Source organism: Pseudonocardia sp. ICBG162 (genome assembly GCF_020496225.1).
Classification (GTDB): domain Bacteria; phylum Actinomycetota; class Actinomycetes; order Mycobacteriales; family Pseudonocardiaceae; genus Pseudonocardia; species Pseudonocardia alni.
Genome location: NZ_JAHLJD010000017.1, coordinates 105,734 through 131,797 on the forward strand (window position 1 = coordinate 105,734; position 26,064 = coordinate 131,797).

Annotated in this window: 25 protein-coding genes and 2 pseudogenes; 5 read left to right on the top strand and 22 right to left on the bottom strand. The window is 73.1% G+C overall.

Going from position 1 to position 26,064, the window contains the following annotated elements; translation table 11 throughout:
* Positions 1-31: 31 nt before the first annotated feature.
* The 10 genes from KPL60_RS14570 to KPL60_RS14615 all read right to left on the bottom strand — a co-directional run bounded on the left by KPL60_RS14570 (position 32) and on the right by KPL60_RS14615 (position 8,625).
* Positions 32-820 (bottom strand): (2Fe-2S)-binding protein, encoded by a 789-nt coding sequence (locus tag KPL60_RS14570; RefSeq protein WP_226366161.1) that lies wholly within the window; start codon positions 818-820, stop codon positions 32-34.
* Entirely contained in the window at positions 817-1,035 is a 219-nt protein-coding gene (locus KPL60_RS14575; RefSeq protein ID WP_178373442.1) for a hypothetical protein, read from the bottom strand. The genes KPL60_RS14570 and KPL60_RS14575 overlap by 4 nt, the downstream gene beginning before the upstream one ends.
* Positions 1,032-1,460: a glycerol dehydratase reactivase beta/small subunit family protein gene (locus KPL60_RS14580; RefSeq protein ID WP_178373441.1), complete on the bottom strand. Its 429-nt coding sequence runs from the start codon at positions 1,458-1,460 to the stop codon at positions 1,032-1,034. Before KPL60_RS14580 ends, KPL60_RS14575 begins: the two co-directional genes overlap by 4 nt.
* Positions 1,457-3,325, bottom strand: coding sequence for a diol dehydratase reactivase subunit alpha (locus KPL60_RS14585; protein ID WP_226366162.1), 1,869 nt, complete (start codon positions 3,323-3,325; stop codon positions 1,457-1,459). Before KPL60_RS14585 ends, KPL60_RS14580 begins: the two co-directional genes overlap by 4 nt.
* 11 nt (positions 3,326-3,336) lie before the next feature.
* Positions 3,337-3,912 carry a propanediol/glycerol family dehydratase medium subunit gene (locus KPL60_RS14590; RefSeq protein WP_226357700.1) on the bottom strand — a complete coding sequence of 192 codons (576 nt, stop codon included), beginning with the start codon at positions 3,910-3,912 and terminating at the stop codon, positions 3,337-3,339.
* Positions 3,909-5,630 carry a propanediol/glycerol family dehydratase large subunit gene (locus KPL60_RS14595; protein ID WP_226357701.1) on the bottom strand — a complete coding sequence of 574 codons (1,722 nt, stop codon included), beginning with the start codon at positions 5,628-5,630 and terminating at the stop codon, positions 3,909-3,911. The genes KPL60_RS14590 and KPL60_RS14595 overlap by 4 nt, the downstream gene beginning before the upstream one ends.
* A gap of 3 nt (positions 5,631-5,633) precedes the next feature.
* Positions 5,634-6,059: a diol dehydratase small subunit gene (locus KPL60_RS14600; protein ID WP_178373437.1), complete on the bottom strand. Its 426-nt coding sequence runs from the start codon at positions 6,057-6,059 to the stop codon at positions 5,634-5,636.
* Positions 6,056-6,916, bottom strand: a complete 861-nt coding sequence (locus tag KPL60_RS14605) for an MIP/aquaporin family protein (RefSeq protein WP_226366163.1) — start codon at positions 6,914-6,916, stop codon at positions 6,056-6,058. The genes KPL60_RS14600 and KPL60_RS14605 overlap by 4 nt, the downstream gene beginning before the upstream one ends.
* Positions 6,913-7,365, bottom strand: a complete 453-nt coding sequence (locus KPL60_RS14610) for a heme-binding protein (RefSeq protein WP_226357702.1) — start codon at positions 7,363-7,365, stop codon at positions 6,913-6,915. Before KPL60_RS14610 ends, KPL60_RS14605 begins: the two co-directional genes overlap by 4 nt.
* Positions 7,366-7,581: 216 nt before the next feature.
* Positions 7,582-8,625 carry a LuxR C-terminal-related transcriptional regulator gene (locus KPL60_RS14615; protein ID WP_226366164.1) on the bottom strand — a complete coding sequence of 348 codons (1,044 nt, stop codon included), beginning with the start codon at positions 8,623-8,625 and terminating at the stop codon, positions 7,582-7,584.
* Between the two features lie 122 nt (positions 8,626-8,747).
* Here KPL60_RS14615 and KPL60_RS14620 point away from each other — a divergent pair, with 122 nt between their 5' ends.
* On the top strand, positions 8,748-9,425 hold the full coding sequence (locus KPL60_RS14620; RefSeq protein ID WP_226357704.1) for a GntR family transcriptional regulator: 678 nt from the start codon (positions 8,748-8,750) through the stop codon (positions 9,423-9,425).
* Positions 9,426-9,436: 11 nt separating this feature from the next.
* Here the strand turns inward: KPL60_RS14620 and KPL60_RS14625 are convergent, their stop codons facing one another.
* Positions 9,437-9,907, bottom strand: a complete 471-nt coding sequence (locus KPL60_RS14625) for an RDD family protein (RefSeq protein ID WP_226357705.1) — start codon at positions 9,905-9,907, stop codon at positions 9,437-9,439.
* A 183-nt stretch (positions 9,908-10,090) separates the two neighbouring features.
* Between KPL60_RS14625 and glnA (KPL60_RS14630) the strand changes: the two genes are divergently transcribed.
* Complete coding sequence (gene glnA, locus KPL60_RS14630) at positions 10,091-11,512, top strand: type I glutamate--ammonia ligase (RefSeq protein ID WP_062395988.1); 1,422 nt, start codon at positions 10,091-10,093, stop codon at positions 11,510-11,512.
* A 123-nt stretch (positions 11,513-11,635) separates the two neighbouring features.
* Here glnA (KPL60_RS14630) and KPL60_RS14635 read toward each other — a convergent pair whose 3' ends face one another.
* The 7 genes and pseudogenes from KPL60_RS14635 to KPL60_RS14670 form a co-directional block, all read right to left on the bottom strand.
* On the bottom strand, positions 11,636-12,385 hold the full coding sequence (locus tag KPL60_RS14635; protein ID WP_374228710.1) for a cold-shock protein: 750 nt from the start codon (positions 12,383-12,385) through the stop codon (positions 11,636-11,638).
* Positions 12,380-12,577, bottom strand: a pseudogene (locus tag KPL60_RS14645) (cold-shock protein); the annotation flags it as partial. The pseudogene KPL60_RS14645 and the gene KPL60_RS14635, both read right to left, overlap by 6 nt.
* A 224-nt stretch (positions 12,578-12,801) precedes the next feature.
* Positions 12,802-13,068 (bottom strand): GlsB/YeaQ/YmgE family stress response membrane protein, encoded by a 267-nt coding sequence (locus KPL60_RS14650; protein ID WP_062395991.1) that lies wholly within the window; start codon positions 13,066-13,068, stop codon positions 12,802-12,804.
* A gap of 728 nt (positions 13,069-13,796) precedes the next feature.
* Positions 13,797-14,231 (bottom strand): heme-binding protein, encoded by a 435-nt coding sequence (locus KPL60_RS14655; RefSeq protein ID WP_073574172.1) that lies wholly within the window; start codon positions 14,229-14,231, stop codon positions 13,797-13,799.
* Between the two features lie 68 nt (positions 14,232-14,299).
* On the bottom strand, positions 14,300-14,722 hold the full coding sequence (locus KPL60_RS14660) for a nitroreductase/quinone reductase family protein (RefSeq protein ID WP_226366165.1): 423 nt from the start codon (positions 14,720-14,722) through the stop codon (positions 14,300-14,302).
* 12 nt (positions 14,723-14,734) lie between these two features.
* On the bottom strand, positions 14,735-15,448 hold the full coding sequence (locus KPL60_RS14665; protein WP_226357707.1) for a M50 family metallopeptidase: 714 nt from the start codon (positions 15,446-15,448) through the stop codon (positions 14,735-14,737).
* Positions 15,449-15,475: 27 nt separating this feature from the next.
* Positions 15,476-16,369 (bottom strand): TIGR03619 family F420-dependent LLM class oxidoreductase, encoded by an 894-nt coding sequence (locus KPL60_RS14670; RefSeq protein WP_226366166.1) that lies wholly within the window; start codon positions 16,367-16,369, stop codon positions 15,476-15,478.
* Positions 16,370-16,482: 113 nt separating this feature from the next.
* Here KPL60_RS14670 and KPL60_RS14675 point away from each other — a divergent pair.
* Positions 16,483-16,668: pseudogene (locus tag KPL60_RS14675) on the top strand (MerR family transcriptional regulator); the annotation flags it as partial.
* A 672-nt stretch (positions 16,669-17,340) separates the two neighbouring features.
* Here the strand turns inward: KPL60_RS14675 and KPL60_RS14680 are convergent.
* Positions 17,341-20,376: a bifunctional [glutamine synthetase] adenylyltransferase/[glutamine synthetase]-adenylyl-L-tyrosine phosphorylase gene (locus KPL60_RS14680; RefSeq protein ID WP_226366167.1), complete on the bottom strand. Its 3,036-nt coding sequence runs from the start codon at positions 20,374-20,376 to the stop codon at positions 17,341-17,343.
* 67 nt (positions 20,377-20,443) lie between these two features.
* On the opposite strand from KPL60_RS14680, the gene KPL60_RS14685 reads away from it, so the two are divergent.
* Positions 20,444-21,658, top strand: coding sequence for an FAD-dependent monooxygenase (locus KPL60_RS14685; RefSeq protein WP_226366168.1), 1,215 nt, complete (start codon positions 20,444-20,446; stop codon positions 21,656-21,658).
* A gap of 163 nt (positions 21,659-21,821) precedes the next feature.
* On the opposite strand, the gene KPL60_RS14690 is transcribed toward KPL60_RS14685, so the two are convergent.
* The gene (locus tag KPL60_RS14690; RefSeq protein ID WP_374228582.1) at positions 21,822-22,976 is read right to left on the bottom strand and encodes an IS701 family transposase; all 1,155 of its coding nucleotides are present in this window, start codon (positions 22,974-22,976) and stop codon (positions 21,822-21,824) included.
* A gap of 222 nt (positions 22,977-23,198) precedes the next feature.
* Between KPL60_RS14690 and KPL60_RS14695 the strand changes: the two genes are divergently transcribed.
* On the top strand, positions 23,199-24,209 hold the full coding sequence (locus tag KPL60_RS14695) for an IS481 family transposase (RefSeq protein WP_226365102.1): 1,011 nt from the start codon (positions 23,199-23,201) through the stop codon (positions 24,207-24,209).
* Here the strand turns inward: KPL60_RS14695 and KPL60_RS14700 are convergent.
* Together KPL60_RS14700 and glnA (KPL60_RS14705) are read right to left on the bottom strand one after the other, a co-directional pair.
* Positions 24,206-24,691, bottom strand: coding sequence for a cupin domain-containing protein (locus KPL60_RS14700; protein WP_226366169.1), 486 nt, complete (start codon positions 24,689-24,691; stop codon positions 24,206-24,208). The genes KPL60_RS14695 and KPL60_RS14700 overlap by 4 nt on opposite strands.
* Positions 24,688-26,031, bottom strand: coding sequence for a type I glutamate--ammonia ligase (gene glnA, locus KPL60_RS14705; RefSeq protein ID WP_226357712.1), 1,344 nt, complete (start codon positions 26,029-26,031; stop codon positions 24,688-24,690). The genes KPL60_RS14700 and glnA (KPL60_RS14705) overlap by 4 nt, the downstream gene beginning before the upstream one ends.
* Between the last annotated feature and the right edge of the window lie 33 nt (positions 26,032-26,064).

The following is a 26,064-nucleotide window of genomic DNA, read 5'->3' on the forward strand; positions in this document are numbered from 1 at the left end:
CGCAGGGCCCGCGGCGGCGACGGCCGCCGGGTCAGTCGGTCGGGTCGCCGGACGCCTGCTCGCCGCGCAGGTCCGCGAGGACGCAGTCGGCGCAGGTGCTGCCGCCGGGCACCCGGTAGTACAGGCAGCAGGACCGGCGCCGGAACGTCCAGGCGTGGTCCGGTGCCACCGGTGCCCGCCGCTCCCCCGTACCGGTCAGCCGGGGGTGCTCCAGCAGGTCCGCGGCGACGGCGGCGACGGCGTCCGCCGCATCGGGGCGCTGGATGTCGAGCACCCGCTTGGCCCCCGCGACCGACGACGCGACGTTGCCCCACAGCACCGTCCCGGACACCCCGAAGCGCTCGCCCGCGATCTCCACGAGCGGGGTGAGCACGTCGTCGACCAGCGGGGCCAGCGCGTCCGGTGCGGGGAACGGGCAGCGCACCACCCGGGGCGGGTCGAGCGCGACGACGTCGCCCAGCGGCGTCGCCGACCACCACAGCGTCTCCGGGCGCAGGTCGACCAGGACACCGTGCAGGGCCAGCGCCGCGACCGGGCCGGACAGCAGCTTCGCCGCGAGCCCCTGCACCGCGATCGACGCGGCGATCCGCCGGCCCAGCGGCGGCTCGGCCCCGAGCGCCACCCGGGTCCGTTCGACCCGGTCCAGCAGCGCGTCGGGGGCGAGGACGGCGGCGAACGGGCGGACCGACCGTCCGGCGGCCCGCTCCTCGGTGACGTCGAGGAGCTCGAAGAACGGCCCGACCGCCGCGAGCCCGGCCAGCACGTCGCTCACCGGCGGGGTGGTGGCCGGGCGCGCGATGTCGGTGTGGTCGGTGGTCACGGTGGAAGCCTCGCATCCCGGATCGTCCCGGTCGAGGTGTTCGTGAGGGTCCCGGCGAGCGGTCCGACCCACAGCACCACCCCCGCAGCGGCGACGACCGCGACCGCCTGCGCCGCCGTCGACGACGCCACCAGCGCGGCGAGCACCGTCAGCCAGAGGAGGCCCCGCGCGGTCGCCCGTCCCGTCGCCGTCGCCGCCACCGGGAGGCGCGTCACGGCCGGGCACCGGCCGGTTCGGGCAGCGGCAGCCCGGTCACGATCCGGGCCGCCGCCGCACCCGCGCGGCGCCCGTGCGGGCGGTCCCCGGCCCTCTGCGGGCCGGCCGGTGCGGCCGGGTCCGGAGCGGGTTCGGTGAAGGCGGGCCGGTCGGCGGGCAGCTTGGTGTGGTGCACGACCACCGAGCCGTCGGCGCCGACCCCGACGCCGACGTCGAGCCGGGACCGCTGCGCCGCCCGGTGGGCCAGCGCGACGACCCCGTCGGTGCCCCCGACGGCGTCCGGGTCCGGCCAGGTCGTGACCGGGACGCCCTCCTCCTCGGCGCCGGCGAGCACCTCGCGCAGCACCGGGTCCGGGGTGTCCGGGTGGTGCCCGACGACGACCGACGGCGGCTCCGGGGCCGACGCCGGGCCCGGGCGGCTCATGCCGCCGGCTCCCCGCTGCTGACCAGCGAGCTCGCGTGCGCGTCGACCAGACCGGAGGCGACGGCGTTGCGCGGCCCCTCGGTGCCGTGCACGTTGCCGGTACCGCAGACCACGCCCGACCCGGCGAGCGCGTCGGCGATCATCTGCGGGATCTCGAAGTCCAGCGCGGACCCGCCGAGCAGCACGACGAAGTCGAGCATGCGCAGCGACCCGCTCGGGGCGACCTGGCGCAGCGCCCGCAGCGCGTTCACCACGAACACCCGGCGCTTCGCCTCCCGGCGCACCCGCACGACGTGGTCGATCGAGTGCCGCGTCTTGATCGGGACGGGCCCGTCCGGGGTCATGACGACGACCCGGGCGAACACGTGCGAGGGCAGCGGCTCGGTGAAGAACTGCACCGAGCCGTCCTCGTGGCGGATGTGGAAGAAGCTCTCCACCTTCGCCAGCGGGAACCACTTGACCTGCTCGGCGGTCTCGCGGTCGTCGAGCGCCAGCTCGGAGTCGATCAGCTTGGTGACCAGCTCGCCCGCGCCGGCGACGTGCACCGCGGTGCACGTGCCGTCCCGCAGCAGCAGCGCCGCGTCGGTGGAGCCGCCGCCCATGTCGAGGATCGCGATCGGCGTGTCGGTGCCCGGGGTGGTCAGGGCCCCGCGGACCGCCATCTCGCCCTCGACGCCGCCGATCCGGGCCGAGCAGCCGAGCGTCTCGGCGACCTGGTCGGCGACGACCTGCATCCGGCTGCGGCTGGTGCGCACCATCGCGGCGAGCGCGACGGCGTTCTCCAGCGACACCTCACCGGCCAGCCCGCCCCGCACCTCGCGCGGGACGAACGTGTCGATGGCCAGCACGTCGCGGATCCGGATCTCCCCGGCCGGCTGCCCGGTCACATCGGTCATCGTGTCCCGGACCTGGGCGAGCATCCCGCCGACGTGCGTGCCGGGCTGGCCGGTCGCGTCGTCGAGGGGCTGCACCCGGGCCAGGATCTCCATGATCTCGTCGGCGCCGGCGTCGACGTCGATCCGCAGGGTCTTGCCGGCCCCGGTCAGGACCAGCTCCCCCACCGGGACGCGCCGGTCGGTCACGTCCCCGGCCGGGGTCCGGACAACGACGGCCGACCGGTTCCCGGTCAGCGCCCGCGCCACCGGCGCGACCTGCCGGGTCTGGTCGGGGTCGAGCTCGAACACCGTGGCCAGGCCGTAGGAGTCCGACAGGGTCCGGATGGTGCGCCCCGGCAGGGCCACCTCCACCGCCGCGGACATGCCGAGCGGCACCCGCTCGACGGCACCGACCTCGTCGACGATCGGGATCGAGACGTCGATCCGGTTCGCGACGAGCACCGCGTCGTCCTGCGCCAGCACGGCCGCGACCAGTTCCAGGCCGCGTCCGAGCGCGTCGTTCAGCACCCGCGCGACGCGGTCGAAGTCCCACCCGCGCCCGACGACGGCGATCACCGGTCCCTCGGGCACCGGGCCGGGGCCGGTGAGGTCCTCCACCGCGACGGTGACGCCGACCCCGATCCCGCTGCCGCCCGGCGTCGCCGGGTTGTGCCCGATCATCGTGGACTCGGTGATGATCGTCTCGGTGATCGTCTCCATGGCGAGACCGCTGATCACCGGTGTCGCCTCGTTGAGCAGCACCTCGTCCAGCTCGTCGGCGGAGCGCCGGGCCCCTTCCAGGGCCCGGCGGACCGCCTTCACCGCGCCGTCGGTGTTGTCCGGGGTCCCCTTGACCCCGGTGGTGCGGGTCAGGGCGGTCCCGAGGTAGGTGACCCGGCCGCCGGCGTCGATCGAGGCCACGCAGGCCTCGGTCGTCGAGTTGCCGATGTCCACGCCCACGACCAGCCGCGAGCCGTCCGTCCCGTGCACCTGTGTCTCCTTCAGCCTGCGACCGGTGCGCCGAGGGCGACCTCGACCGGACGCACCCCGTTGCGGATCTGCTCGAACTCCTTCAGGTGCAGCAGCGCCGCCTTGGCCTGCCAGCGGGGGCGGGCCATCTGGTCGTTGCGGGTCGGCACCGGCTGCGGCGACTCGCCCTTGGCGTACTGCGCGGCGTTGGAGCCGATGCCGCGGAACACCTCGGCGTCGAGCAGCGGGGACTGCGGGAACAGCTCCAGGTTCGACAGCCGGGCGAGGTCCTTCTGGTGGATCATCGTGGTGCCCCGCGACAGCAGGCCCACGCAGATCCCGGAGCCGGACAGCTTCGCGCCGGTGTGGGCGATGGCCGCCAGGTCGGCGGTGTCCCACACCCGGATCAGCCGCGACGTCACGCCCTGCTCCTCGATGCCCGCCATGAGCTGGCGCAGCACCTCGGCGTGCGGGACGTTGACGATCGTGCGGGTGAAGAACCCGGCGAACGCCGGGGACACCGCGATGACGACCTCGTCGGGCCGGGTGCCGCGCTCGGCGGGCCCGATCTCGGTGAGCGACAACGGGTTCTCGGTAGCGATGCTCACGAGACCTCCTCCTCGGGGTTCTCGGCGCTGGTGACGTGGCGCAGCTTCTTCAGGGCGTTCCACCGGTCGCCGGTCAGGCGGTAGCCGGTGCCGGGACCGGCGTAGTCGTTGGCGTCGTTGATGGCGGCCTGCGGGACGAAGTTCTCGTCGAGGATCGCCGAGGTCTGGAGCAGGTCGCCGGACACGCGCTGGCGCAGGACCTGCAGCAGGTTCTCCGCGACGTCGTGGAAGCCGGTGCGCTCCAGGATCTTGACCAGGTCGAGACCGGTGATGCCGCGGTCCATGACCGACTGGGCGCCCTTGAGGTCCTCGAGGACCTCGCGCAGCGGGTAGTCGGCGCTGGAGTTGGCGTAGGTGGCCGCCTCGATCTCCTCGTCGGTGATCCGCGGCAGGTCCAGCTCGGCGAACACGGCCTGCATCGCGCGGGCCGCCTTCTCGCGCACCGCGAGGATCTCCGGCTCGCGGACGTGGCGCAGGCCGCCGTCGATCTGGAGGTCGCGCTGGATGGTGTTCCAGTCGTCGTAGTCCTCGACGTCGAGGTTCGACCCGGCGAACATGTTGTCCGAGTTCGGCACGCCGGAGAAGCCGGAACACACCAGGTCCTGGCCGGACAGCAGCTGCGGCATGAGGCGGCTGGTGCGGCGCATCGCCGAGTGCGAGAACGACTGGTCGTTGCCGGCCGCGCACTCGAGGTCGACCATGTTGCAGACCAGGTTCTCGGCGGCGACGGCACGGATGCCGCCGGGGACCGCGCCCGGGACGCCGATGCAGCTGATCGAGCCGTTCTGCAGGCCCTGGACGCCGGCGCCCTTGGCCATCAGGATGCAGCGGATCTCGAGGAACAGCATGGAGCGGCCCTCGGCGTTGCCCATCTGCACCTCCGACCCGGTGCCCGAGGTGAAGCGCATCTTGATGCCGCGGGAGGCGTAGGCGCTGGCCAGGAACGACTTCGACCACGGGGTGTCGTCGCCGTCGACGAAGACCGACTCGGTGCCGTAGACCGAGATCGTCTCGGCGTAGCCGGTGATGCCGCGCATGCCCAGGTCGAGCTCGGTGGCCTCCTCCAGCGCGCACTGGGTGATGACACCGCCGCGCCCGGACTGGGCACCGACCTGCAGGCCGATGGCGACGAGCGGGGCGTAGCGCAGGACGCCGAGGGTCGTCTCCATCTCGGCGAAGCCGCGCAGCGCGGCCTCGGCGGCGTCGGCCGCGACCTGGATGGGGTTGTCCCGGGCGCTGGTGGAGTGCGCCTGGTTGGCGGGGCTGCGACGAGCCCGCATCTTCTGCATCGACATCATGATCTCGACGACGTTGAGCAGCTTGACGACGTCGAGCAGCTTGGCCGGGGTGAGACCACGGGTGATGTCGAGCAGGTCGGCCCGGGTCACGCCCGGGTCGACGAGCATCCGCGCGATGTCCTTCGAGGGGATCGCGGTGGCCCGCTCGGCGACCTCGACGTCGATCGCGTGGTCGGCGATGAAGGTGTCCATGAAGTCGAACGCGGCGCGCTCGCGCCCGTCCATCTCCACGATCACGCCGTTCTCGACGCGGACGCTCGGCTGCGGGTCGAAGTCGCTCTCCATCGCGACGAGACCCTTCTCCGGCCACTCCTCGACGAAACCGTCGAGGTTGACCGGGCGGGACTCGAGCATGTCGGTGCGCTTCGAGGTCCGGGCCCCGGTCGCCGGGGTGCCCACCTCGGGGAGGGTGCTGGTCATCGGTCAGTCTCCTTCGCGGGCGAGCAGGTCGCGGGCGGCGTAGACCTGCGCGGCCTCGCGGACGAGCGCGGCACAGGTGGCGGCGGCGTAGTCGTTCTCCAGCCGGTCGGCGATCTCCGCGAGCCGGGCGGCCGACGAGGCGCGGGGCCGCAGCGCGTTGTAGATCGCGAGGACCTCGTCGTCGGGGACGGCGGTGAGCTCGGCGGCGCGCCGCATGTTCTCGGCGAGCTGGCGGCGGCCGACCGCGTCGGAGATCTGGCCCTGCAGCTGCAGCGTCTCGGCCGAGATCCGGAGGTCCTCGTTGCGGATCTCCCCGGACACGACGGCGGCCATGGTGACCTCCGCCAGCGGCCGGCCGGTCGGGGTGCGGAGCAGGTCGGGCCGCTGCACGGACAGCGGGTAGTCGGTGGGGCCGAGGGTGGTGGTCATCGGGTCTCCTCCAGGCGGGACGGCAGGGGCTGCTCGACCGGGGCGTCCGGCTGCGGGACGCGGCCGACGGGGACCTCGCCGGTCGCGGCGGCCTCCAGCTCGGCCGGGGCGAGGAAGCGCTCGACCAGCAGGACGAACGCGCCGCCACCGATCAGACCGCCGAGCAGCGGGGCGACGATCGGCAGCCACCAGTACGGGACGCCCGCGCTCGTGACGAACGCGGTGTCGTAGCCGGTGACGAACGAGGCCAGGCGCGGGCCCAGGTCACGGGCCGGGTTGATGGCGTACCCGGCGTTGGCACCGAAGGCGATGCCGATGCCGACGACCAGGAACCCGATCATGAAGGGCGCCATGTTGGCGCCGGGCGGGTTGTTGAGGGCGTTGGTCAGCGCGAAGATCACGAAGACCAGCAGGGCGGTGCCGACGATCTGGTCACCGAACGCGGCGAAGATCGTGACGTGCTCACCGGGCAGGGTCGAGAAGATGGTCTGGGTGGCGACGGTGTGACCGGGGTCGGCCGCAGCGATCGGGCCGGCGTAGACGGCCCGCACGACGAGGGCGGCGAGGAAGGCGCCGGCCGTCTGGGCCAGCGAGTAGGGCAGGACCTTGCGCCAGGAGAAGCCCTTGAACACGGCCAGTGCCAGGGTGACGGCCGGGTTGAGGTGGGCACCGCTCACACGGCCGGCGATGTAGACGCCCATCGTGACCGCGACGCCCCAGCCCCAGACCAGGGTGCCCCAGTCGCCCGCCTTGCCGTCGGAGGTGACGACCTGGGCGACGGTGCCGCAGCCGATGAGGATCAGGACGAAGGTCCCGGCGAACTCGGCTGCGAGCTCGCCCGCGTCCCCGCGGCTCACGCGAGTGCCGCGACGGCGGCCTCGGCCACCGTCACGTCCTGCTCCACCGAGCCGGCGCTGACCCCGACCGCGCCGACGAGCTCGCCGTCGCGGTGGATCGGGATGCCGCCACCGAAGATGACCATGCCGCCCGCGGTGTGCTCGAGGCCGTAGAGCTCGGCACCGGGCTGCACCAGCGGAGTCAGCGCGGCGGTCGGCAGGTTCATCAGGATCGACGTGCGCGCCTTGCGCTGGGCGATGTCGATGCTCGCGCGGATCGCGCCGTCCTGGCGGGCGAAGGCGAGCAGGTGACCGCCGTCGTCCACGATCGCGACGTTCATCGGCTGGCCGATCTCGGTCGCCTTCGCCAGTCCGGCGGCCAGCGCCTTCTCGGCGTCCTGGAGGGTCAGTCGCTGCATCCGGGCCTCACTCCTCGTCGAGTCGAGCTGCCCGGTTCCGTACCGGGCCACGACGAGGACGCTATGAGCGCGGTCACCGGTGAGATATGAGGACTCTCCCTACCTCACCCCCACCCCCACACCCTCCGGGGAGGGCCGTATGGCCCAGTCGGCGCCGGTGCGGAGGGGTCGACGGATCGGTCGCCGCGGCGGCGTCGACCGGGTGGCCCGGCCGGCCGCGGCGACGGCGGCCACGCCGTCGGGCGTGCGGGCCGGGGATGCCGTCGGTCAGTTGCCCGCGCCGAAGCGGGCCAGCATGGTCCGGTTGCGGGCGCCGGTCTTCCGCAGCACCGCACCGACGTGCTTCTCCACCGTCTTGACCGAGATGGCCAGCCGGGTGGCGATCTGCTTGTCCGCCAGCCCCTGCTCGACGAGTGCGCGGACCTCCCGCTCCCGCAGGGTGAGCGTGTGCTGGCCGCGGGCCGGCTGCAGGCCGGTGGGCGGCACCACGAGCGAACCCGCCGTGTACGGGGTGGGCGGGTCGGGCCAGCAGGCCCGCACACGTGTCCCCCACCCGGGGACGCTGTCGATCTCCAGCCGGCCGCCCGCCGCGCGCACGGTGGACTCGACCCGGTCCAGCCCGGACCGGGGCGCGGTGACGGGGTCGAAACCGCGGCCGTCGTCCTCGACGAGCAGGCGGACCGTGCCCGCCTCGAACGCCAGCCCCACCCGCAGCGTGCACGCACCGGAGTGCAGCACGGCGTTGTCGAGCAGCAGCCGCGCGACCTCGTGCACCCCGGTCGCGACGACCGGGTCCGGCACCCGCTCGGTACCCAGGGTGACCACGCCGCCGCGGGCACCGAGCGCGCGCAGCGCGCGGTCCAGCTCGGCCCGCAGCTCCGGCAGCAGCTGCGGCGCGGCGGGGGCGGTCGCGACCGCCGGGACGTCGGCGAGCAGCCGGGCCGCCATCACCGCGACGGCCGCCTGCTCGGCGAATCCCTCGACCGCGGCGACGTCGGAATCGCGGAAGGATCCACCCCCGCCGAAAGCACAGGCTCCGAGGAGTTCGTCGTCCCACCAGAGGGGGGTTCCGAGCACGTCCGGTGCGCCAGGGCCGGCCCCCTCCACAAGGAGGGTGCGGGGCTCCCGGACCAGACGGGCCAGGACGTCCTCGACCGGGGGCAGCGGGTCCCGGTGCACGACCGGCGCCGGGTCGCCCAGCAAAGCGACGGTGCCGCCACCACCGCCCAGCCTGCTGGTCGTGCGCCGGACGAGGTCGTCGAGCAGCGTCGTCACACCCCGGTCCTGCACCGCACCGTGAGTGAGGATCACCCGGTCCTCCCGGTATCCATCTTGCATCTATGTCGCGTTCCTGGAGGGGAACGGTAGGGATGTCGGCCGGGGTGGGCAAGCCTCGCGAACCCGGGCCGGACGTGATCAGGCATCATTCGGACGTGGACGACGGGTCACGGGCGAGCGGTAGCGCCACCGAACGGGCGTACCGGTTCGCCAAGGCCGGGATCCTCGACGGCTCCCTGCCCGCGGGCGAGCTGATCAGCGAGGGTCAGGTCGCGCGGCCGCTGGCGCTGAGCCGCACACCGGTCCGCGAGGCGTTCCTGCAGCTGCAGGCCGAGGGACTGCTGAAGCTCTATCCCAAGCGCGGCGCGCTCGTGGTGCCGGTCTCCCCCGGTGAGGTGGACGCCGTCGTCGAGGCCCGCGACGTCATCGAGTCGCACGCGATCGCCACCGTCGTGGGGGTCGACGACGAGACCCTGGAGCACATCGCCGCCGCGATGGACGCCGCGATCGACGACCAGCTCGCCGCCGTGGCCGCGCGCGACGAGCTCGCCTTCGTCGAGGCCGACCGCCAGTTCCACACCGTGCTGGTGCGGGCCGGGTGCCGCAGCATCCTGCTGGAGGTCTACGGGACGCTGCGCGACCGGCAGCTGCGGATGAACATGGGCGCCCTCGGTGGCCGCTTCCCCGGCCGGGCCGAGCGCCTGGTCTCCGAGCACCGGCAGCTGCTCGCCGGGCTGCGCGCCCGGGACCGCCAGGGCGCCGTGGCCGTGCTGCGGGTGCACCTGGCCGGCACCCGGGCGTCGGTCCTGGGCGCCCCGCCGGCGAGCGCCTGAGCCGCCGGGCCTCAGCCCCGCAGCACCCGCACCACGACCGTGCGGCTCGCGCGGTCGTGCCAGCCGCGGCCGTCGGTGTCGCGCAGGAACGGCGGCAGCACCACCGCGATCATCGCGGTGCGCAGCAGCGCCCGCGGCACGCCGACGTGGGTCGCCATGTCGGTGCGCGCGACCCGCATCCCCAGCGCGAGGTGCCCCGGCGCCGTACCGAGCACCGACACGGACAGCGCGGTGATCACGAACCAGGTCCCGAGGACCCACCAGCTGAACTCCGGGGTGCCGAGCGCGTCGACCCCGGCGACCAGCAGCACCAGCAGGTAGGACAGGAACCAGTCGAGGCAGACGCCGGCGACCCGGCGGCCGAACCCGGCGACGGAGTAGTGGCCGGTCGCCGGCAGCCCGAGACGCTCGCCGGGGTGTCCGGCCGGGGCGGAGCCTCCGGCGGATGAACCGGGGAGCCAGGACTCGATCCAACGGGCCATGCTCTCTAGCGTAGGCGCCGTAGCCGCACCACCGAGCGGGACCGGACCGGACACCGATGACGAACGTGATCGATGTCGCGGTCGGGTCAGTTAACGTCGGTGAAACAGGTGAGTGATGGGTGAGCAACACGCCACTCCTACCGTCACCCACGATCTCCACCAGCGAATGAAGGAGCCCAGAGAGTGTTCAGCAACGCCGAAGAGGTACTCAAGTACATCTCGGACGAGAAGGTCGAGTACGTCGACATCAGGTTCTGCGACCTGCCCGGCGTCATGCAGCACCTCACCGTCCCCGCCAAGACGGCCGGCGACCTCCTGGAGAACGGTGCCGCCTTCGACGGCTCCTCCGTCCGCGGTTTCCAGGCGATCAACGAGTCCGACATGGCGCTGCACCCGGACACGACGACCGCCCGTCTCGACCCGTTCCGCAAGCACAAGACGCTGAACATCAACTTCTTCGTGCACGACCCGATCACCGGTGAGCCCTACTCCCGGGACCCGCGGAACGTCGCACGCAAGGCCCAGGAGTACCTGGCCGCGTCCGGCATCGCCGACACCGCGTACATGGCGCCCGAGGCCGAGTTCTACGTCTTCGACTCGATCCGGTTCGGCACCGACCCGCACCAGGCCTACCACCACATCGACTCCGCGGAGGGCTGGTGGAACACCGGCCGCGAGGAGGTCGGGGGCAACCTGGGCTACAAGGTCAACTACAAGGGCGGCTACTTCCCCGTCCCGCCGGTCGACCACTACGCCGACCTGCGCGCCGACATCGTCACCGCGATGCAGGCGTCGGGCTTCGAGGTGGAGCGCGAGCACCACGAGGTCGGCACCGCAGGCCAGGCCGAGATCAACTACAAGTTCGACACGCTGCTGCGTGCGGCCGACGACGTCATGCTCTTCAAGTACCTGGTGAAGAACGTCGCGTGGCAGAACGGCAAGACCGCGACCTTCATGCCGAAGCCGCTGTTCGGCGACAACGGCTCGGGCATGCACGTGCACTCGTCGCTGTGGAAGGACGGGCAGCCGCTCTTCCACGACGAGTCCGGCTACGGCGGCCTGTCCGACACCGCCCGCTACTACATCGGCGGCCTGCTGCACCACGCGCCGTCGCTGCTGGCGTTCACCAACCCGACGGTGAACTCCTACCACCGTCTGGTCCCGGGCTTCGAGGCGCCGGTCAACCTGGTCTACTCCGCGCGCAACCGCTCGGCCTGCATCCGCATCCCGCTGACCGGGGACAGCCCGAAGGCCAAGCGCGTCGAGTTCCGCTGCCCCGACTCGTCCGGCAACCCGTACCTCGCCTTCTCGGCGATCCTGATGGCCGGCCTCGACGGCATCAAGAACAAGATCGAGCCGCCGGCGCCGATCGACAAGGACCTCTACGAGCTCCCGCCGGAGGAGGCCAAGGACATCGCGCAGGTCCCGGCCTCGCTCGGTGCGGTCATCGACAAGCTGGAGCAGGACCACGACTACCTGCTCGAGGGTGGCGTGTTCACCCCGGACCTGATCGAGACCTGGATCTCCTACAAGCGGGAGAACGAGATCGACCCGCTGCGGCTGCGCCCGCACCCGTACGAGTTCGCCCTGTACTACGACGTCTGATCGAGGCGTGCCGCTGACCGTCCGGTCGGCGGGATGACGGCGGTCGACCCGGCTGGATGCCTGTCGGGTCGGCCGCCGTTCGTCGTTCTCCCACGGGGCCCGGCCGGGGACCCCGGGCTCACGTCAGAGGCGTTCGACGCGGTCGGCCTGCGGGCCCCGGTCGCTCTGACGCACCGCGTAGCGGACGCGGTCGCCCTTCTGCAGCGGCTCCGACCCCGCGATCACCGACACGTGGACGAAGAGGTCGTCGCCGCCGGCGTCCGGGGCGATGAAACCGAAGCCGCGGTCCTCGTCGTAGCGCACGACGACGCCCTCGCCACCGCGTGCGGGCACCTCGCGCGACGCCGGCCCCGAGGCCGCGGCGGGTGCCGGCCGCTTCGGCGCCGGGGGCTCACCGCTGCGGACCAAGTGCACGTCACGGGCCTGCGGGCCCCGGTCCCCGTCGGTCACCTCGTAGGCGATGCGGTCGCCCTCCGCGAGCCACGTCAGCCCCTCGGCCAGGGCCCGGGCGTGGACGAAGACGTCCTCGCCGCCGGAGTCGGGGGTGACGAAGCCGAAGCCCTTGTCCTCGTCGTACCAGGCCACCGTGCCGTCGGCGTCGTCCGCGGTGTCGTCGGTGGCGGGCAGGCCTGCCCCCGCTCCCAGCGGGATCACGTGCCCGGCCTGCGGACCGCGCTCGCCCTCGACGACCAGGAAGGCCACCCGCTGCCCCTCGGTGACCACGCCGCCGGTCACGATGGCGGAGCTGTGCACGAAGATGTCGGCGCCGCCGCCGTCCGGGGACGCGAAGCCGTACCCCTTCCCCGGCTCGTACCAGTTGACGGTGCCGAGCAGGCCCAGGGCGCTCTCGGCAGCCTCCGCCGTGACGCGCACCCGCAGCGCCTGGGGTCCGCGGTCGTTCTCGCCGACCTCGAACTCGACGACCTGGCCCTCGCGGAGCACCGGCGCGCCGCCGCCCCCGACGATCTCGGAGGCGTGCACGAACACGTCCGGCGAGCCGTCCTCGGGTGCGAGGAAGCCGAAACCCCGTTCGGCGTCGAACCAGCGGACGGTCCCTTGCGGCATCGAGAACTCCAGATCGGGAAGGCGGGTCACTGGCCCCAGTCTCCCCGACGGACCCCGCGCTCCCTCGGGCCGGGCCCACGGGCCGGCGGTGCGGGGCGGCCGGCGGTCCGGGTGCTCCCCCCCCCGCCACCCGCGGCGCGGCGGCCGGCGGACGGGGCCGGACATACGTCGGCGCCCGCCCGGAGGGTCTCCGGGCGGGCGCCGACGAGGGTGTTACGCGCGTGTCAGGCGCGGACCTTGCGGCCCACGATCACGCGGTAGATCGCGAGCAGGATCAGCGACCCGACGATGGCGAGCAGCCAGGTCGACAGGTTGAAGAACCCGCCGAGGCCGACGCCGAACACCGCGCTGCCGATCCAGCCGCCGAGCAGCGCGCCGACGACACCCAGGATCAGGGTGACGATGATTCCGCCCGGGTCCTTGCCCGGCATGATGGCCTTGGCGATGGCGCCCGCGATCAGCCCCAGCACGATCCACGCGATGATGCCCATGTCTGTCTCCCTCGCTTACGGTCCGTTCGTGACGAACCGAATCTGACCGGTCGGCATCGAGTGACCCGTGGGGGTCGTGGCGAAACGTCCCCGGTGGTCACCGTTCGGATGCGATCAGGAGACGGGAGAACGTCGGCCCGCTCCGGCTGCTCCGAACGGCACCGTGGAGACGCCCGTCCGCCGACCGATGTACGGCCGTCGGCACCACGCGGTTCCCGATGTCGTGTAGGACGTCGCCGACGCTAACCACTGCCGGTCACGGAAACATCGCAGAACACCCCTGCCCCACCATCAGGTGCCGGAGTTCGCACGGTCGGGGTCTTCCCGGATGCGCGCGCGTCACGAGGCGGTCACGGCGGACGGATGCGACCCCCGCTCAGGGTCAGGTCCGCTCGGAGCATCCCCGACGCGGAATCGGTGCAGAGATCATCTCACCGACCGCGTCCGCGGATTCGTTGACAGGGGTGGGACGCGAATGCTTGACTCAGAGCTACCGTGTTCCAGGTCACACGGAGTGAGGGCCACACCGGCCCGGCCACTCCGCTCGGTGACACCGCCCGGGTGTCCAAGGAACGGCACCGGCCACGCGCGACCCTCTGCGTCACCCTGCGCCCTGCGGCGCGACCACGAACGTGCACGGTCCTTCCTCGGCGGCAGGATCGTGTCCCCTCCGCGCCCCCGGGCTGACCTCGTCGCCCGGGGGTGCGGCACATTCCGGGGCGTCGGGACTACTCGGCGCCGGTGACCGCGACCAGACCGGCGGCCTCGATCCCCGCGAGGGCGGCGGCCTCGTCGTTGAGCGACGCGTCGCCGGTCACCCCGACGGCGCCGAGCAGCGCGCCGGCCGCGTCCTTGACGAAGACCCCGCCGGGCACGGAGAGGATCTTGCCGCCGGCGAGGTTCGCCACCGAGGTGAAGAACTCCGGGGAGTCCGCGGCCCGGGCGGCGATCGCGCGGTTGGTCATGCCGAGGGCGAGCACACCGCTGGCCTTGGCGACGGCGAGGTCGGGACGCAGGAAGCCCGAGCCGTCCTGGCGGGCCAGGGCGACGATCGCACCGCCCGGGTCGAGCACCGCGACCGTGAGCGGGTTGAAGCCCTGCTCGGTGCCGTGGGCCAGGGCAGCGGCGGCGATGGTCTGGGCCTGCTCGAGGGAGATCGTCATGGCCCGAACCCTGCCATCACCGCGGCGCCCATGCCCACCCCGGCCTCACGCACCGGGCAGGACGGCGGTCAGCGCCGGGTGAGCCCCACCAGCGGGATCCTCCGGTCGGTCTTGCGCTCGTAGTCGGCGAAGCCGCCGTTGTTCTCCTTGATCCAGGTCCAGATGCGGTCGCGGTCGGCGTCGTCGAGCTCGCTCGCGTGCACCGGGACGGTCTCGACCCCGCCCTCGCCGTCGGCGATCTCGGCGGTGACGTCCGGGTTCGCCATCAGGTTGTGGAACCAGGCGGGGTGACGCGGGGCGCCCGCCGCGGAGGCGACGACGACCCAGCGGTCACCGTCGGCGAACCAGCGCAGCGGCGCGATCCGCTCGGCGCCGCTCTTCGCGCCGACGTGGTGGACGAGGATCATCGGCAGGCCGGTGAACGGCTCGCCGACCCGGCCGTCGTTCTCCCGGAACTCGCGGATCACCCTGGTGTTGAAGTCCTCTGCCATGACCCCATGCTGTCAGGCCGGTGCCCCACCGGGGGCGAACACGACCCAGCAGGCGGCGAGCGTCGCCGCGAACGCGACGAGGACGAACAGTGCCGCCCACGCCCCGCCGCCGAGCGGGGTGAGCTCGGCGAGCCGGTCGGCGTCGGAGTGGCGCAGCCTGCCCCCGCGACGACCCCGGCGCAGCTCCAGGCAGGCCTTCACCCCGCCGAACAGCAGGAACCAGGTCAGCGCGGCGGCGAACCCGGTCCGCAGGTCGGCCGGGGCGCGCAGCGCGACGAGAACGAGCACCGCCCCGGTCGCGACGACGGCCAGGCCGCCGTAGAGGTTGCGGATCTGCAGCAGCGTCGCGGCGAGCAGGACCACCGCGATCCACAGCATCACCTGCGCCTCGTCCGCCGCGACCAGCACCGCACCGCCGAGGCCGAGCAGCGGCGGGAAGACGTAGCCGGCGAAGAACATCGCGACCACGCCGGGCCCGCGCCCGGCGCCGGTGGAGTGCGTGACGCCGGAGGAGTCGGCGTGCAGCCGGATCCCGGCCAGGCCCCGCCCGACCAGCACCGCGACGAGTGCGTGCCCGCCCTCGTGGGCGATCGTGACCGCGGTGCGCGTCAGTCGCCAGGTCGGCCGCCACGCCACGACCGCCAGGGCCAGCAGCGCGGCCAGCAGCGACGCCGGCCGGGCCGCGACGAGCTCGTACCCGCGGGTGATCACGTCGAGGTCTGCCACGGACCCCAGTGAACCAGCGGGGTCCGGTCACCCCGCGCCGAGGATCTCCTCGACCGCCTCCAGCGCCGAGTCGGTGTCGTCGGCCAGGTACATGAGGTCGACGAAGGTGTGGTCGACGTCGGTGTCGGCGGCGGCCCGGCGCACCAGCGCGGCCGCGTCGGCGGCGGTCTCCCCCGCCTTCGGGTTGACCCGCAGCACCGCGCCGATCGCGTCGGCGGGGCGGCCCGCCTCGGCCGCGGCGGCACGCAGGTCCGCCCAGGGCGCGGAGACCGCGGCGTCGAGGTCGGTGACGTCGGAGGTGACGACCGGCAGGAACCCGTCGGCCCGTTCCGCGATCCGCCGGCGCGCCCGGGGGCTGAACCCGCCCAGGTAGACCGGCACGTGGTGCGGCCGGGCGTGCACGTACGACGGTGCGACACTCGCGAACCGGCCGGTGAACTCCACCGGGTCGTCGTGCCACCAGGCGTCGAACAGGTCGAGGGTCTCGTCGAGCCGGGCGCCGCGCTCGCCCATCGGGACGCCCACGGCGTCGTACTCCTCGGGCGACCAGCCGATGCCGAGGCCCAGCAGCAGCCGTCCACCGGACAGGTTGTCGATCGTCGCCGCCTGCCGGGCCAGCAGCGCCGCCGGGTACCAGGGCGCGTTGAGCGTGTTGGTGCCGAGCTGCACCCGCGCGGTGACGGCGGCCGCCGCGGTCAGCAGCGCCAGCGGGTCGTGCGCGGCGGTGAACTGCTCGGGCACGCTGCCCGGGCCGCCGGGCCCGCCGCCGTAGCCGACCGTCGGGTCGACGGCCACCAGCAGCCGGTCGCCGGTCCACAGGCTCGCCGCGCCGCGCTCCTCGGCGCCCGCCGCGAAGCACATCGTCCCGTCCACGTGGGCCGCGGCCGCACCGAACTGCGGGATCCCGAAACCGATTCGCACTTGACCTCCAGCCGCTGGAACACCCGACGCTGTACCCCGTGACCGCACCGCGTACCGATGATCACCCTGTCACGTTGACGATCGGGCAGCTCGCCCGGCGCAGCGAGGTCCCCGTGCGCACGCTCCGCTTCTGGTCGGACGAGGGGCTCGTCCCCGCCGACCGCAACGGCGCGGGCCACCGGGTCTACGGACCGGCCGCGGTCGCCCGGCTCGACCTCGTGCGCACCCTGCGCGAGCTCGGCCTGGGTCTGGACGACGTGCGCGCCGTGCTGTCCCGCCGACGGGGGGTCGGCGAGATCGCGGCGGCACACGTCCGGGCCCTGGACGACCGGATCCGGGAGCTGCGGGCGCAGCGCGCGGTGTGCGCGTTGCTGGCCCGCACCGGGGCCGGTGACACCCTGCCCGACGAGCGGAGCGTGACCCTGATGAACGACCTGGCCCGGCTGTCCGCGGCCCAGCGGCAGCACCTGATCGACGACTTCGTGACCGAGACCTTCGCCGGCATCGACGACGACGCGCCGGGCGCGGGCATCGCCACCGGCATGCGGTCGATGCCCGCCGAGCTCCCCGACGACCCGACCCCCGAGCAGGTGGGGGCCTGGGTGGAGCTGGCCGAGCTCGTCGCCGACCCGGGGTTCCGGGCCCGGTGCCGGGAGATGGCCGTCGCCGGCGCCACCGCTCCTGAGCACCGGGAGCAGCAGGCCGACCCGGCCGCGGTGGCCGAGCACGCCGGGGCCGCGCTCGCCGCGGGCGTCGACCCGGCGAGCCCGGGTCCTCGCCCGCATCCCCGGCGTCGAGGGGCAGGACGCGGCGGCCCGCGCCCGGACCGCGGACAGCGTCGAGCTGTTCGCCGACCGTCGCGTCGAGCGCTACTGGACGCTGCTCGGGGTGCTCAACGGCTGGCCGGCCCGGGAGCCCGCGGTCCCGGCGTTCGAGTGGTTCGCCGCGGCGCTCCGGTCGGCACCGGCCGGTCAGTCCTCGGACCAGCCGTAGAACACCCGCTCGACGACCGCGCGGGCCCGCCGCGTGACGCGCTTGTAGTCGTCGAGGAACTCCCCCGGGTCGCCGCCCGCCGGGTACCCGAGCGCGACGGCGACGGCGGCCAGTTCCCGCCCCGAACGCGGGAGCTGGTCGCCGGGCTTGCCCTTGACCAGCATGATCGCGTTGCGGGCCGCGGTCGCGGTGCGCCAGCCCTCCTCCAGCTCGGCGGCGTCCCCGGCGCTGATCAGCCCGGCCTCCGCGGCCTCGTGCAGCCCGTGCAGCGTCGACGGGGTGCGCAGCTCGGGGACGTCGCCCGCATGCTGGAGCTGCAGCAGCTGCACCGTCCACTCGACGTCGGCCAGCCCGCCCAGGCCGAGCTTGGTGTGGGTGGTGCGGTCCGCGCCGCGGGGCAGGCGCTCGGCGTCGACCCGGGCCTTGATCCGGCGGATCTCCGACACCGAGGCCGCCGACACGCCGTCGGCCGGGTAGCGGATCGGGTCGATCAGCGCGGTGAACTCGCGGCCCAGCGTCCGGTCCCCCGCGATCGGGCGGGCCCGCAGCAGCGCCTGGGCCTCCCACACCTCGCCCCAGCGGGCGTAGTACTCGCGGTAGGAGGCCAGGGTGCGCACCATCGGCCCGGACCGGCCCTCCGGGCGCAGGTCCGCGTCGACCGGCAGCTCCGGATCCGGGCTGGGTGAGCCGAGCAGCCGCCGCACCCGTTCCACGACCCGCGTCGCCCACCGCACCGCGGTGTGGTCGTCGACGCCCTCGGCGGGCCTGCAGACGAACATGACGTCGGCGTCGCTGCCGTAGCTGGACTCGCCGCCGCCGAGGCGGCCCATCCCGATCACCGACAGGACGGCCGGGCGCTCGGACTCCGCGCGCAGCACCGCGTCCAGGGTCGCGGCCAGCACCGCCTCGTTCACCGAGTTCAGCGCCGTGCACACCGCGTCGACGGGCAGCAGGCCGAGCAGGTCGGCGCAGGCGATCCGCAGCATCTCGTGCCGGCGGTAGGACCGCGCCGACGCCACCGCGGCCTCCGGCGTGCTCTGCCGGGCGACGGTGGTGCGCAGCGCCATCGACACCTCGGCCGGGTCCCGGGTCAGCTCCGGGCTCTGCACCCCCGAGGAGGTGGCGAGCATCCGCAGCACCTCCGGCGCGCGGGCCAGCAGGTCCGGGACCAGCGCCGACGTGCCGAGCAGCGTCATCAGCCGCTGCGCGACCGCGCCCTCGTCGCGCAGCAGCCGCAGGTACCAGGGGGTGTCGGCGAGCGCCTCGGACACCCGCCGGTAGGCGAGCAGGCCGCGGTCGGGGTCGGGGCTGCGCGACAGCGAGTCCAGCAGCACCGGCAGCAGCGCCCGCTGGATCGACGCGGCCCGCGACACCCCGCCGGTGAGCGCCCGCAGGTGCCCGAGCGCCCCCTCCGGCGACGCCCAGCCCAGCGCCTTCATCCGTGCCTTCGCCGCCTCCGGGGACAGCACGGCGTCGGCGCCGTCGGCGGCCAGCCGGGACACCGCCGACAGCAGCGGCCGGTAGAACAGCTTCTCGTGCAGCCGGGTGACGCGGCGCGCGTTGCGCTGCCACTCGTCGACCAGCACGCCGACGACGTCGCGGCGCCCGTCCGGGCGGATCCGCGCGGCCCGGGCGAGCCAGCGCAGCCCGTCGGTGTCGTCGGCGGCCGGGAGCAGGTGGGTGCGGCGCAGCTTCTGCAGCTGCAGCCGGTGCTCCAGCAGGCGCAGGAACCGGTAGGACGCGGCGAGGTTGGCGCCGTCGTCGCGGCCGACGTAGCCGCTCTCCGACAGCGCGGCCAGCGCGACCAGGGTGTTGCCCGAGTGCAGGGTGTCGTCGCCCCGGCCGTGCACCAGCTGCAGCAGCTGGACGGCGAACTCGACGTCGCGCAGCCCGCCGCGGCCGAGCTTCAGCTCGCGTTCGCGCTGCTCGGAGGGGATGTTCTCGATGACCCGGGCGCGCATGGCCTGCACGTCGCTGACGAAGTCGTCGCGGGTGCAGGCCTGCCACACCATCGGGTCGAGTGCGTCGATGTAGAAGCGGCCCAGCACCGGGTCCCCGGCGATCGGACGGGCCTTGAGCAGCGCCTGGAACTCCCAGGTCTTCGCCCACCGCTTGTAGTAGGACACGTGCCCGTCCAGGGTCCGCACCAGCGCACCCTGACGGCCCTCGGGGCGCAGGTTCGCGTCGACCTCGAAGCAGGCCTCCCCCGCGATGCGCATGACCCGTGACGCGAGCTTCGTCGCGGCCTGGGTGAGCTCCCCGCCGGGCTCGGCGACGAACACGACGTCGACGTCGGAGACGTAGTTGAGCTCCCGGCCGCCGCACTTGCCCAGACCGATGATCGCGAGCCGCAGCTCCTCGGGCGGGTCCTGCTCGGCCGCGGCCACCGCCAGCGAGGCCGACAGCGCGGCCTCGGCGAGGTCGGCGAGCTGGGCGGCGACGTCGTCGACCTCCATCACCGGCAGCCCCGGGTCCCCGACGGCGGCCAGGTCGGCCGAGGCGAGGCCGAGCAGCTCGTCGCGGTAGGCCGTGCGCAGCGCGGCGACGGCCTCGGCGCCGGTCAGCGTCGCCCGCGCTCCCCCGGCCGTCCCCGGCGGCGGCGCGGCCGGGTCGGCCCCGACCGCGCGCAGCAGGTTCGCGGTGCGCCGGGCCAGGTCCGGCGGCGGGTCACCGCGCTCGGCGGTGTCGGCCAGCAGCGGCCAGCGGTCCGGGTGGCCGACGAGGTGGTCGCCCAGCGCCGTCGACGACCCCAGGGTCGCGAACAGGCGCCCCCGCAGCCCGCGGTCGGTGCGCAGCGCCCGGTCGATCGCGGGCCACGGGGCGGTCTGCGCCAGCCGCTCGACCGCCCGCAGGGCGAGGGACTGGTCGGGGCTGCGGGCCAGCGCCCACATGATCTCCTCGCAGCCGGGCGCCGGCCCGTCGGCCGCCCACCAGCCCAGACCGCGCAGGGTCGTGGCCGCGTCCTCACCGGTGAGGCCGAGCCGGGCGAGCGAGGTCCCCGTGCGACGGTCCATGACCGGTGATCCTGCCCCATCGCGGGCCGCCCTTCCCTCAGGGGCGTTCAGCGGTCAGGCTCGGGGCATGCACGTCGTGATCGTCGGTGGAGGTATCGGAGGACTGACCACGGCCCTGGCCCTGGAGCGGGCCGGGATCGGGTCCACGGTCTACGAGCAGGGGTCCGGCGCGGGTGAGCTCGGTGTCGGGTTCAACCTGCTCCCGCACGCCGTGCGGGTGCTCGACGGGCTCGGCCTGTCCGCGGAGCTGGCCGACGTCGGCATCGCGACCACCGACCTCACCTACGCCCACCGGCTCGGGCAGCCGATCCTGCGCAGGCCCTGCGGGGTGGCGGCCGGCTTCGCGTTCCCGCAGGTCGCCGGGCACCGCGGCCGGGTGCACCGGATGCTCACCGACGCCGTGCGCGCACGGCTGGGGCCCGAGGCGATCCGCACCCGGCACCGGGTCGCCGCCGTCGAGCACTCCGACGGGGGTGTCCGGGTCCGCTTCGCCGACGACGCCCTGCCGGAGGCGACCGGCGACGTGCTGGTCGGCGCGGACGGCATCCACTCCGCCGTGCGGGCCGGTCTGTTCCCCGGCGAGGGACCGCCGCACTGGAACGGGGTGTCGATGTGGCGCGGCGCGACGGACTGGCCGGCGTTCCGCGGGGGCCGCTCGATGGTCGTCGCGGGCGGGAACGCGGCCAAGCTGGTGGTCTACCCGGTCGGCGCCGGCAGCGCGCCGGGGACGGTCCTCACCAACTGGGCGGTGTGCATCGCGACCGGCGCCGACGGCGACCCCGCCCCGCAGCGCCAGGACTGGTCACGGCCCGCCGACCGCGACGAGACCCTCGCCCACGCCCGTCGCTTCCACCTGGACGACGTCGACCACCTCGCGCTGGTCGCCGCGACACCGGAGATCTTCGAGTTCCCGATGTGCGACCGGGACCCGCTGCCGCGCTGGTCGCACGGGCGGGTCACCCTGCTCGGCGACGCCGCGCACCCGATGGTCCCGATGGGCTCCAACGGCGCCGGGCAGGCGATCCTCGACGCCGAGTCGCTCGCCCGACACCTGGCCGCGGGCGGCGACCCGGCGGCGGCGCTGGCCGCCTACGAGGCCGAGCGGCTGCCGATGACCGCCGACGTCGTGCTCCGCAACCGCGTGGGCGGCCCGGAACGGGTCATCGACGAGGTCGAGCGCCGCGCGCCCGACGGCTTCGACGACCTCGACGCGGTGATCACCGGCGAGGAGCTCGAGGAGATCTTCGCCGGTTACCACCGCGCGTCGGGCAACACCCGCTAGTACTACAGTCGCGTTTATGGGTTGTGGCTGCGGTGTTGGTAGTGGTGCTGTTGGGCGGTGTGTTGGTGTCTTCGTCGCCAGCGTGAGCGGCGCAGCACGTGGCCGGGGTCGGCGATCGTGTCCAGTGCGAGGGTGGCGATGAGGTGGCGGATCTCGGGCAGGCTCAGCGCGATGAGCTCGCCGCTGTCGGCGTGGAGAGCCCCCTTTTTGACCGTGTCACGGTGAGGAAGGCGTGCGCGAGCATGGAGAGAGTGATGTGCCGGTACCAGCCGGTGTATTGCCGGACTTGGTAATGATCGAGGCCGGTCTGGCCTTTCGCGGTCTGGAAGGTCTCCTCGATCGCCCACCGCGCGCCGGCGACCCGGGCCAGCTCGCTGAGCGCGACTCGCTTGGGCGTGTGGCAGAGGTAGTACGCCAGCTCTGAGGGGGCAGTCAGGCTGCGGCGGGCCAGCAGCCAGTACTCGGCGTCGGGATCGCGTTCCCCGTTGATCCGCGCCCGCGCCCACGCGTAGCGACGGTCGCCCTTCGATCCGGCGCCGGCTGACCTGCTGCGCCACGCGGTGGCCGGCAGTCCTGCGATGAGCGCGTCGGCCCGGTACTCGCTCCCGATGATCGACGAGGTGGTCTTGGCGATCACGCGCTGGTTGGAGGGGATCGCGAGCACGTAGCTCATCTGACGGTCTTCGAGGCTCTTGCGGAGCCGGTAGTGCTGTCCGTAGACGGCATCGCCGGTCACCCACGACGCCGGAACCCCGCCGTCGATCGCGCGGGCGATCATCTCGACCGCCAGCTCGGGCTTGGTGCGGAACTCACGATCAGCAGGGATCCCCGCACGGTCACATCGGGGGCGATCCTCGGTCCACGCCTTCGGCAGATACAGCTCCCCGTCCAGGAACGTCCGCCCATGCGGCGTCGCATAGGTCAGGAACACACCGACCTGCGCGTTCTCAATCCGACCCGCCGTGCCGGTGTATTGCCGCGCGACACCCGCCGACCGGTCTCCCTTCTTCAGGAACCCGGTCTCGTCGACGACGAGGATCCCAGCCCGGTCGCCCAGGTGCGCAACGACATACGTGCGCAGATCGTCCCGCACTGCATCGGGATCCCAGTCCGTCGTCGACAGCAGCCGCTGCATCGGATCCGGCACCGGCTGACCGGCCTGCTCGGAGATCGTCCACGAGTTCTTCCGCTCCCGCTCCGAGAGCAGCCCCCGCACATACGCGACCGCGTTCGCCCGCGGCTCCGAACGCGCGAACCGCGACCCAATCAACCGCGCGATCTCGTCCAGACCCGCCGCCCACTCCCGCACATCCGCCACACCAATATCGTCACCCACCGCCAAGGGTTAACACAGTCACGAACACCAGAACCGGAAACACACCGATCACCCTCAACATAAACGCGACTGTAGTACTAGTTGTGATGCCCAGGCACGTTGGTCGAGATCGTGTGACGACACGGTCTGATCTGTAGATGGGCGAAGGCCTCCCGGGTGTGGAGTGGAGCTGTCGAGGAACCGCTCCGCACCCAGGAGGCCTTCGTGTCCCACGCTACCCACTCCAATGCCGCGCTCACCTGTCGTGCCCGACTCCGACTCGCTCGCTTGGTCGTCGATCTAGGCTGGTCTGTGGCCCGCGCCGCCGAGCGCTACGACGTCTCGTGGCGGACTGCGAACAAGTGGGCCCAGCGCTACCGCGATGAAGGCCCGGCCGGGATGCACGACCGGTCCTCGGCCCCCCGTCACCAGCCGAACCGCACGCCGGCGCCGGTGGTCCGCAAGATCGTGCACCTGCGCTGGAAGCAGCGCCTGGGACCGGTCGAGATCGGCGACCGGCTCGACATGGCGTCCTCGACCGTGCACGCCGTGCTCGTGCGCTGTCGCATCAACCGGCTCACCCACATCGACCGGGCTACTGGCGAGCCGATCCGCCGCTACGAGCACGAGGCGCCCGGCGACTTGATCCACGTCGATGTCAAGAAGCTCGGCAAGGTCCCCGACGGAGGCGGATGGCGCTACGTCGGTCGTCGACAAGGCGAGAAGAACCGTGCGGTGACCTCGACACGAACCGGTCTGCCCAGGAGTCGGTACCACCAGCCTCTGCTGGGCACCTGCTACCTGCACACCGTCATCGACGATCACTCTCGAGTCGCCTATGTCGAAGCACACGAGGACGAGACCAAGCAGACCGCGGCCGCGGTCCTGCGTAACGCGGTCGCCTGGTTCGCCTGCCGCGGTGTCACGGTCAAACGCGTGCTCAGCGACAACGGCGGCTGCTACAAGTCTCATCTCTGGCGCGACACCTGTGCCGAGCTGGGCATCACCCCGAAAAAGACACGGCCCTACCGGCCGCAGACGAACGGGAAGATCGAGCGCTTCCACAGGACCCTGGCCGAGGGCTGGGCCTTCAAGAAGCTCTACAACTCCGAGTCAGCCCGACTCGCGGCTCTGCCAGCATGGGTCCACGACTACAACCACCACAGGCCCCACTCGGCAATCGGAAAGGCCACACCCATCACCAGGTTGAACAACCTGGCTGGGCATCACAGCTAGTCGGCGCCGGGGACGCTGCCCGGCGGCAGGAAGTCGACGTCGTGCAGCGCCGACTGCCGCACGACCTCGGCCGGGTCGGTCAGGTCGTGCAGCCGGTCGAACAGCGACGCCAGCCGGCCGGCCGGGCTGACCCAGAACAGCGCGCGGGCGTTGCCCTGCTCCTTGTTGTAGTAGGCGTGCGGCAGGCCCTTGGGCATGAGGACGGTGTCGCCCGGCCCGGCCTTCTCCCACTGCCCGTCCAGGTAGAGCGTGAACACGCCGTCGAGGACGTGGATGTGCTCGTCCTGGGTCGGGTGCACGTGCGGCGGGACGCCCGTGCCGGGCGGGTCGAGGGTCTCGAAGGCGAAGCTGGTCTCGCTGACGACCTTCGCCCAGTAGGTGTGGCCCAGCACGTTCCACACCCGCTTGTACTGGCCCTCGCCGGCCCGCGTGATGCCCTTCGGCAGCGGGCCCAGGATGATCTCGTCCGAGAAGTCGGTCACAGCACGGGAAGATACGTCGCGAGCTCGTGCGGCGTCACGTTCCGGCGGTAGGCGTCCCACTCGGCCCGCTTGTTCCGCAGGAAGAAGTCGAACACGTGCTCGCCGAGGTACTCGGCGACGAGCTCGCTCTTCTCCATGACGTCGAGGGCCTCGGTGAGGTTCTGCGGGAGCAGCTCGTAGCCCAGCGCCCGGCGCTCGGTGTCGGTCAGGGCCCACACGTCGTCCTCGGTGGGCGGGGGCAGCTCGTAGCCCTTCTGGATGCCGGTGAGGCCGGCGCCCAGGATGACCGCGTAGGCGAGGTAGGGGTTGCACGAGGAGTCCAGCGTGCGGACCTCCACCCGCCGCGACGACGACTTGCCCGGCGAGTACATCGGGACCCGGACCAGCGCGGAGCGGTTCGCGTGGCCCCAGGACACCGCCGTCGGGGCCTCGCCGCCGGTGATGAGGCGCTTGTAGGAGTTGACCCACTGGTTGGTGACGGCGGTGATCTCCCGGGCGTGCTTGAGCACGCCGGCGACGAACGCCTTGCCGGTCGCGGACAGCTCGTAGGGGTCGTCCGGGTCGTGGAAGGCGTTGTGGTCGCCCTCGAACAGCGAGAAGTGCGTGTGCATGGCCGAGCCGGGGTGCTCGGAGAACGGCTTGGGCATGAACGAGGCCCGCACGCCCTGGGTGAGCGCGACCTCCTTCACGACGTAGCGGAACGTCATGAGGTTGTCGGCCATGGTCAGGGCGTCGGCGTAGCGCAGGTCGATCTCCTGCTGGCCGGGGCCGCCCTCGTGGTGGGAGAACTCCACCGAGATGCCCATCGACTCCAGCGTCTCGATGGTGTTGCGCCGGAAGTGCGGGGCGACGTCGTGGCTGGCCTGGTCGAAGTAGCCGCCGGAGTCCGCCGGGATGGGCCGGGTGCCGTCGCCGGGCAGGTCGCGCAGCAGGTAGAACTCGATCTCCGGGTGCACGTAGCAGGTGAACCCGGCCTCGCCCGCCTTGTTCAGCGCGCGGGTCAGCACGTGCCGCGGGTCGGCCCAGGACGGCGACCCGTCGGGCATGGCGATGTCGCAGAACATCCGCGCCGAGTAGTGCTCGCCCGAGGCGGTCTCCCAGGGCAGCACCTGGAACGTCGACGGGTCGGGCTTGGCGACCATGTCGGACTCGTAGACGCGGGCGAAGCCCTCGATGGCCGAGCCGTCGAAGCCGATGCCCTCGGCGAAGGCGCCCTCCAGCTCGGCCGGGGCCACCGCCACCGACTTGAGGTATCCGAGCACGTCCGTGAACCAGAGACGGACGAAACGGATGTCGCGTTCCTCGAGCGTGCGGAGCACGAACTCCTGCTGGCGGTCCATGCGGCGGAGCCTAGGAACCCCGTGTTACGCGGA

What these genes read in the sequence shown, in the direction of transcription:
- KPL60_RS14655 (WP_073574172.1), bottom strand. Translation starts at nt 14,231, where the DNA reads ATGACGATCTCCCTCGAGCAGGCCCAGACCATCGCCGCCGCTGCCCTG.
- KPL60_RS14650 (WP_062395991.1), bottom strand. Translation starts at nt 13,068, where the DNA reads ATGGGCATCATCGCGTGGATCGTGCTGGGGCTGATCGCGGGCGCCATC.
- KPL60_RS14685 (WP_226366168.1), top strand. Translation starts at nt 20,444, where the DNA reads ATGCACGTCGTGATCGTCGGTGGAGGTATCGGAGGACTGACCACGGCC.
- glnA (WP_226357712.1), bottom strand. Translation starts at nt 26,031, where the DNA reads ATGGACCGCCAGCAGGAGTTCGTGCTCCGCACGCTCGAGGAACGCGAC.
- KPL60_RS14580 (WP_178373441.1), bottom strand. Translation starts at nt 1,460, where the DNA reads ATGAGCCGCCCGGGCCCGGCGTCGGCCCCGGAGCCGCCGTCGGTCGTC.
- KPL60_RS14595 (WP_226357701.1), bottom strand. Translation starts at nt 5,630, where the DNA reads ATGACCAGCACCCTCCCCGAGGTGGGCACCCCGGCGACCGGGGCCCGG.
- KPL60_RS14600 (WP_178373437.1), bottom strand. Translation starts at nt 6,059, where the DNA reads ATGACCACCACCCTCGGCCCCACCGACTACCCGCTGTCCGTGCAGCGG.
- KPL60_RS14680 (WP_226366167.1), bottom strand. Translation starts at nt 20,376, where the DNA reads ATGGACCGTCGCACGGGGACCTCGCTCGCCCGGCTCGGCCTCACCGGT.
- KPL60_RS14625 (WP_226357705.1), bottom strand. Translation starts at nt 9,907, where the DNA reads ATGGCCCGTTGGATCGAGTCCTGGCTCCCCGGTTCATCCGCCGGAGGC.
- KPL60_RS14660 (WP_226366165.1), bottom strand. Translation starts at nt 14,722, where the DNA reads ATGGCAGAGGACTTCAACACCAGGGTGATCCGCGAGTTCCGGGAGAAC.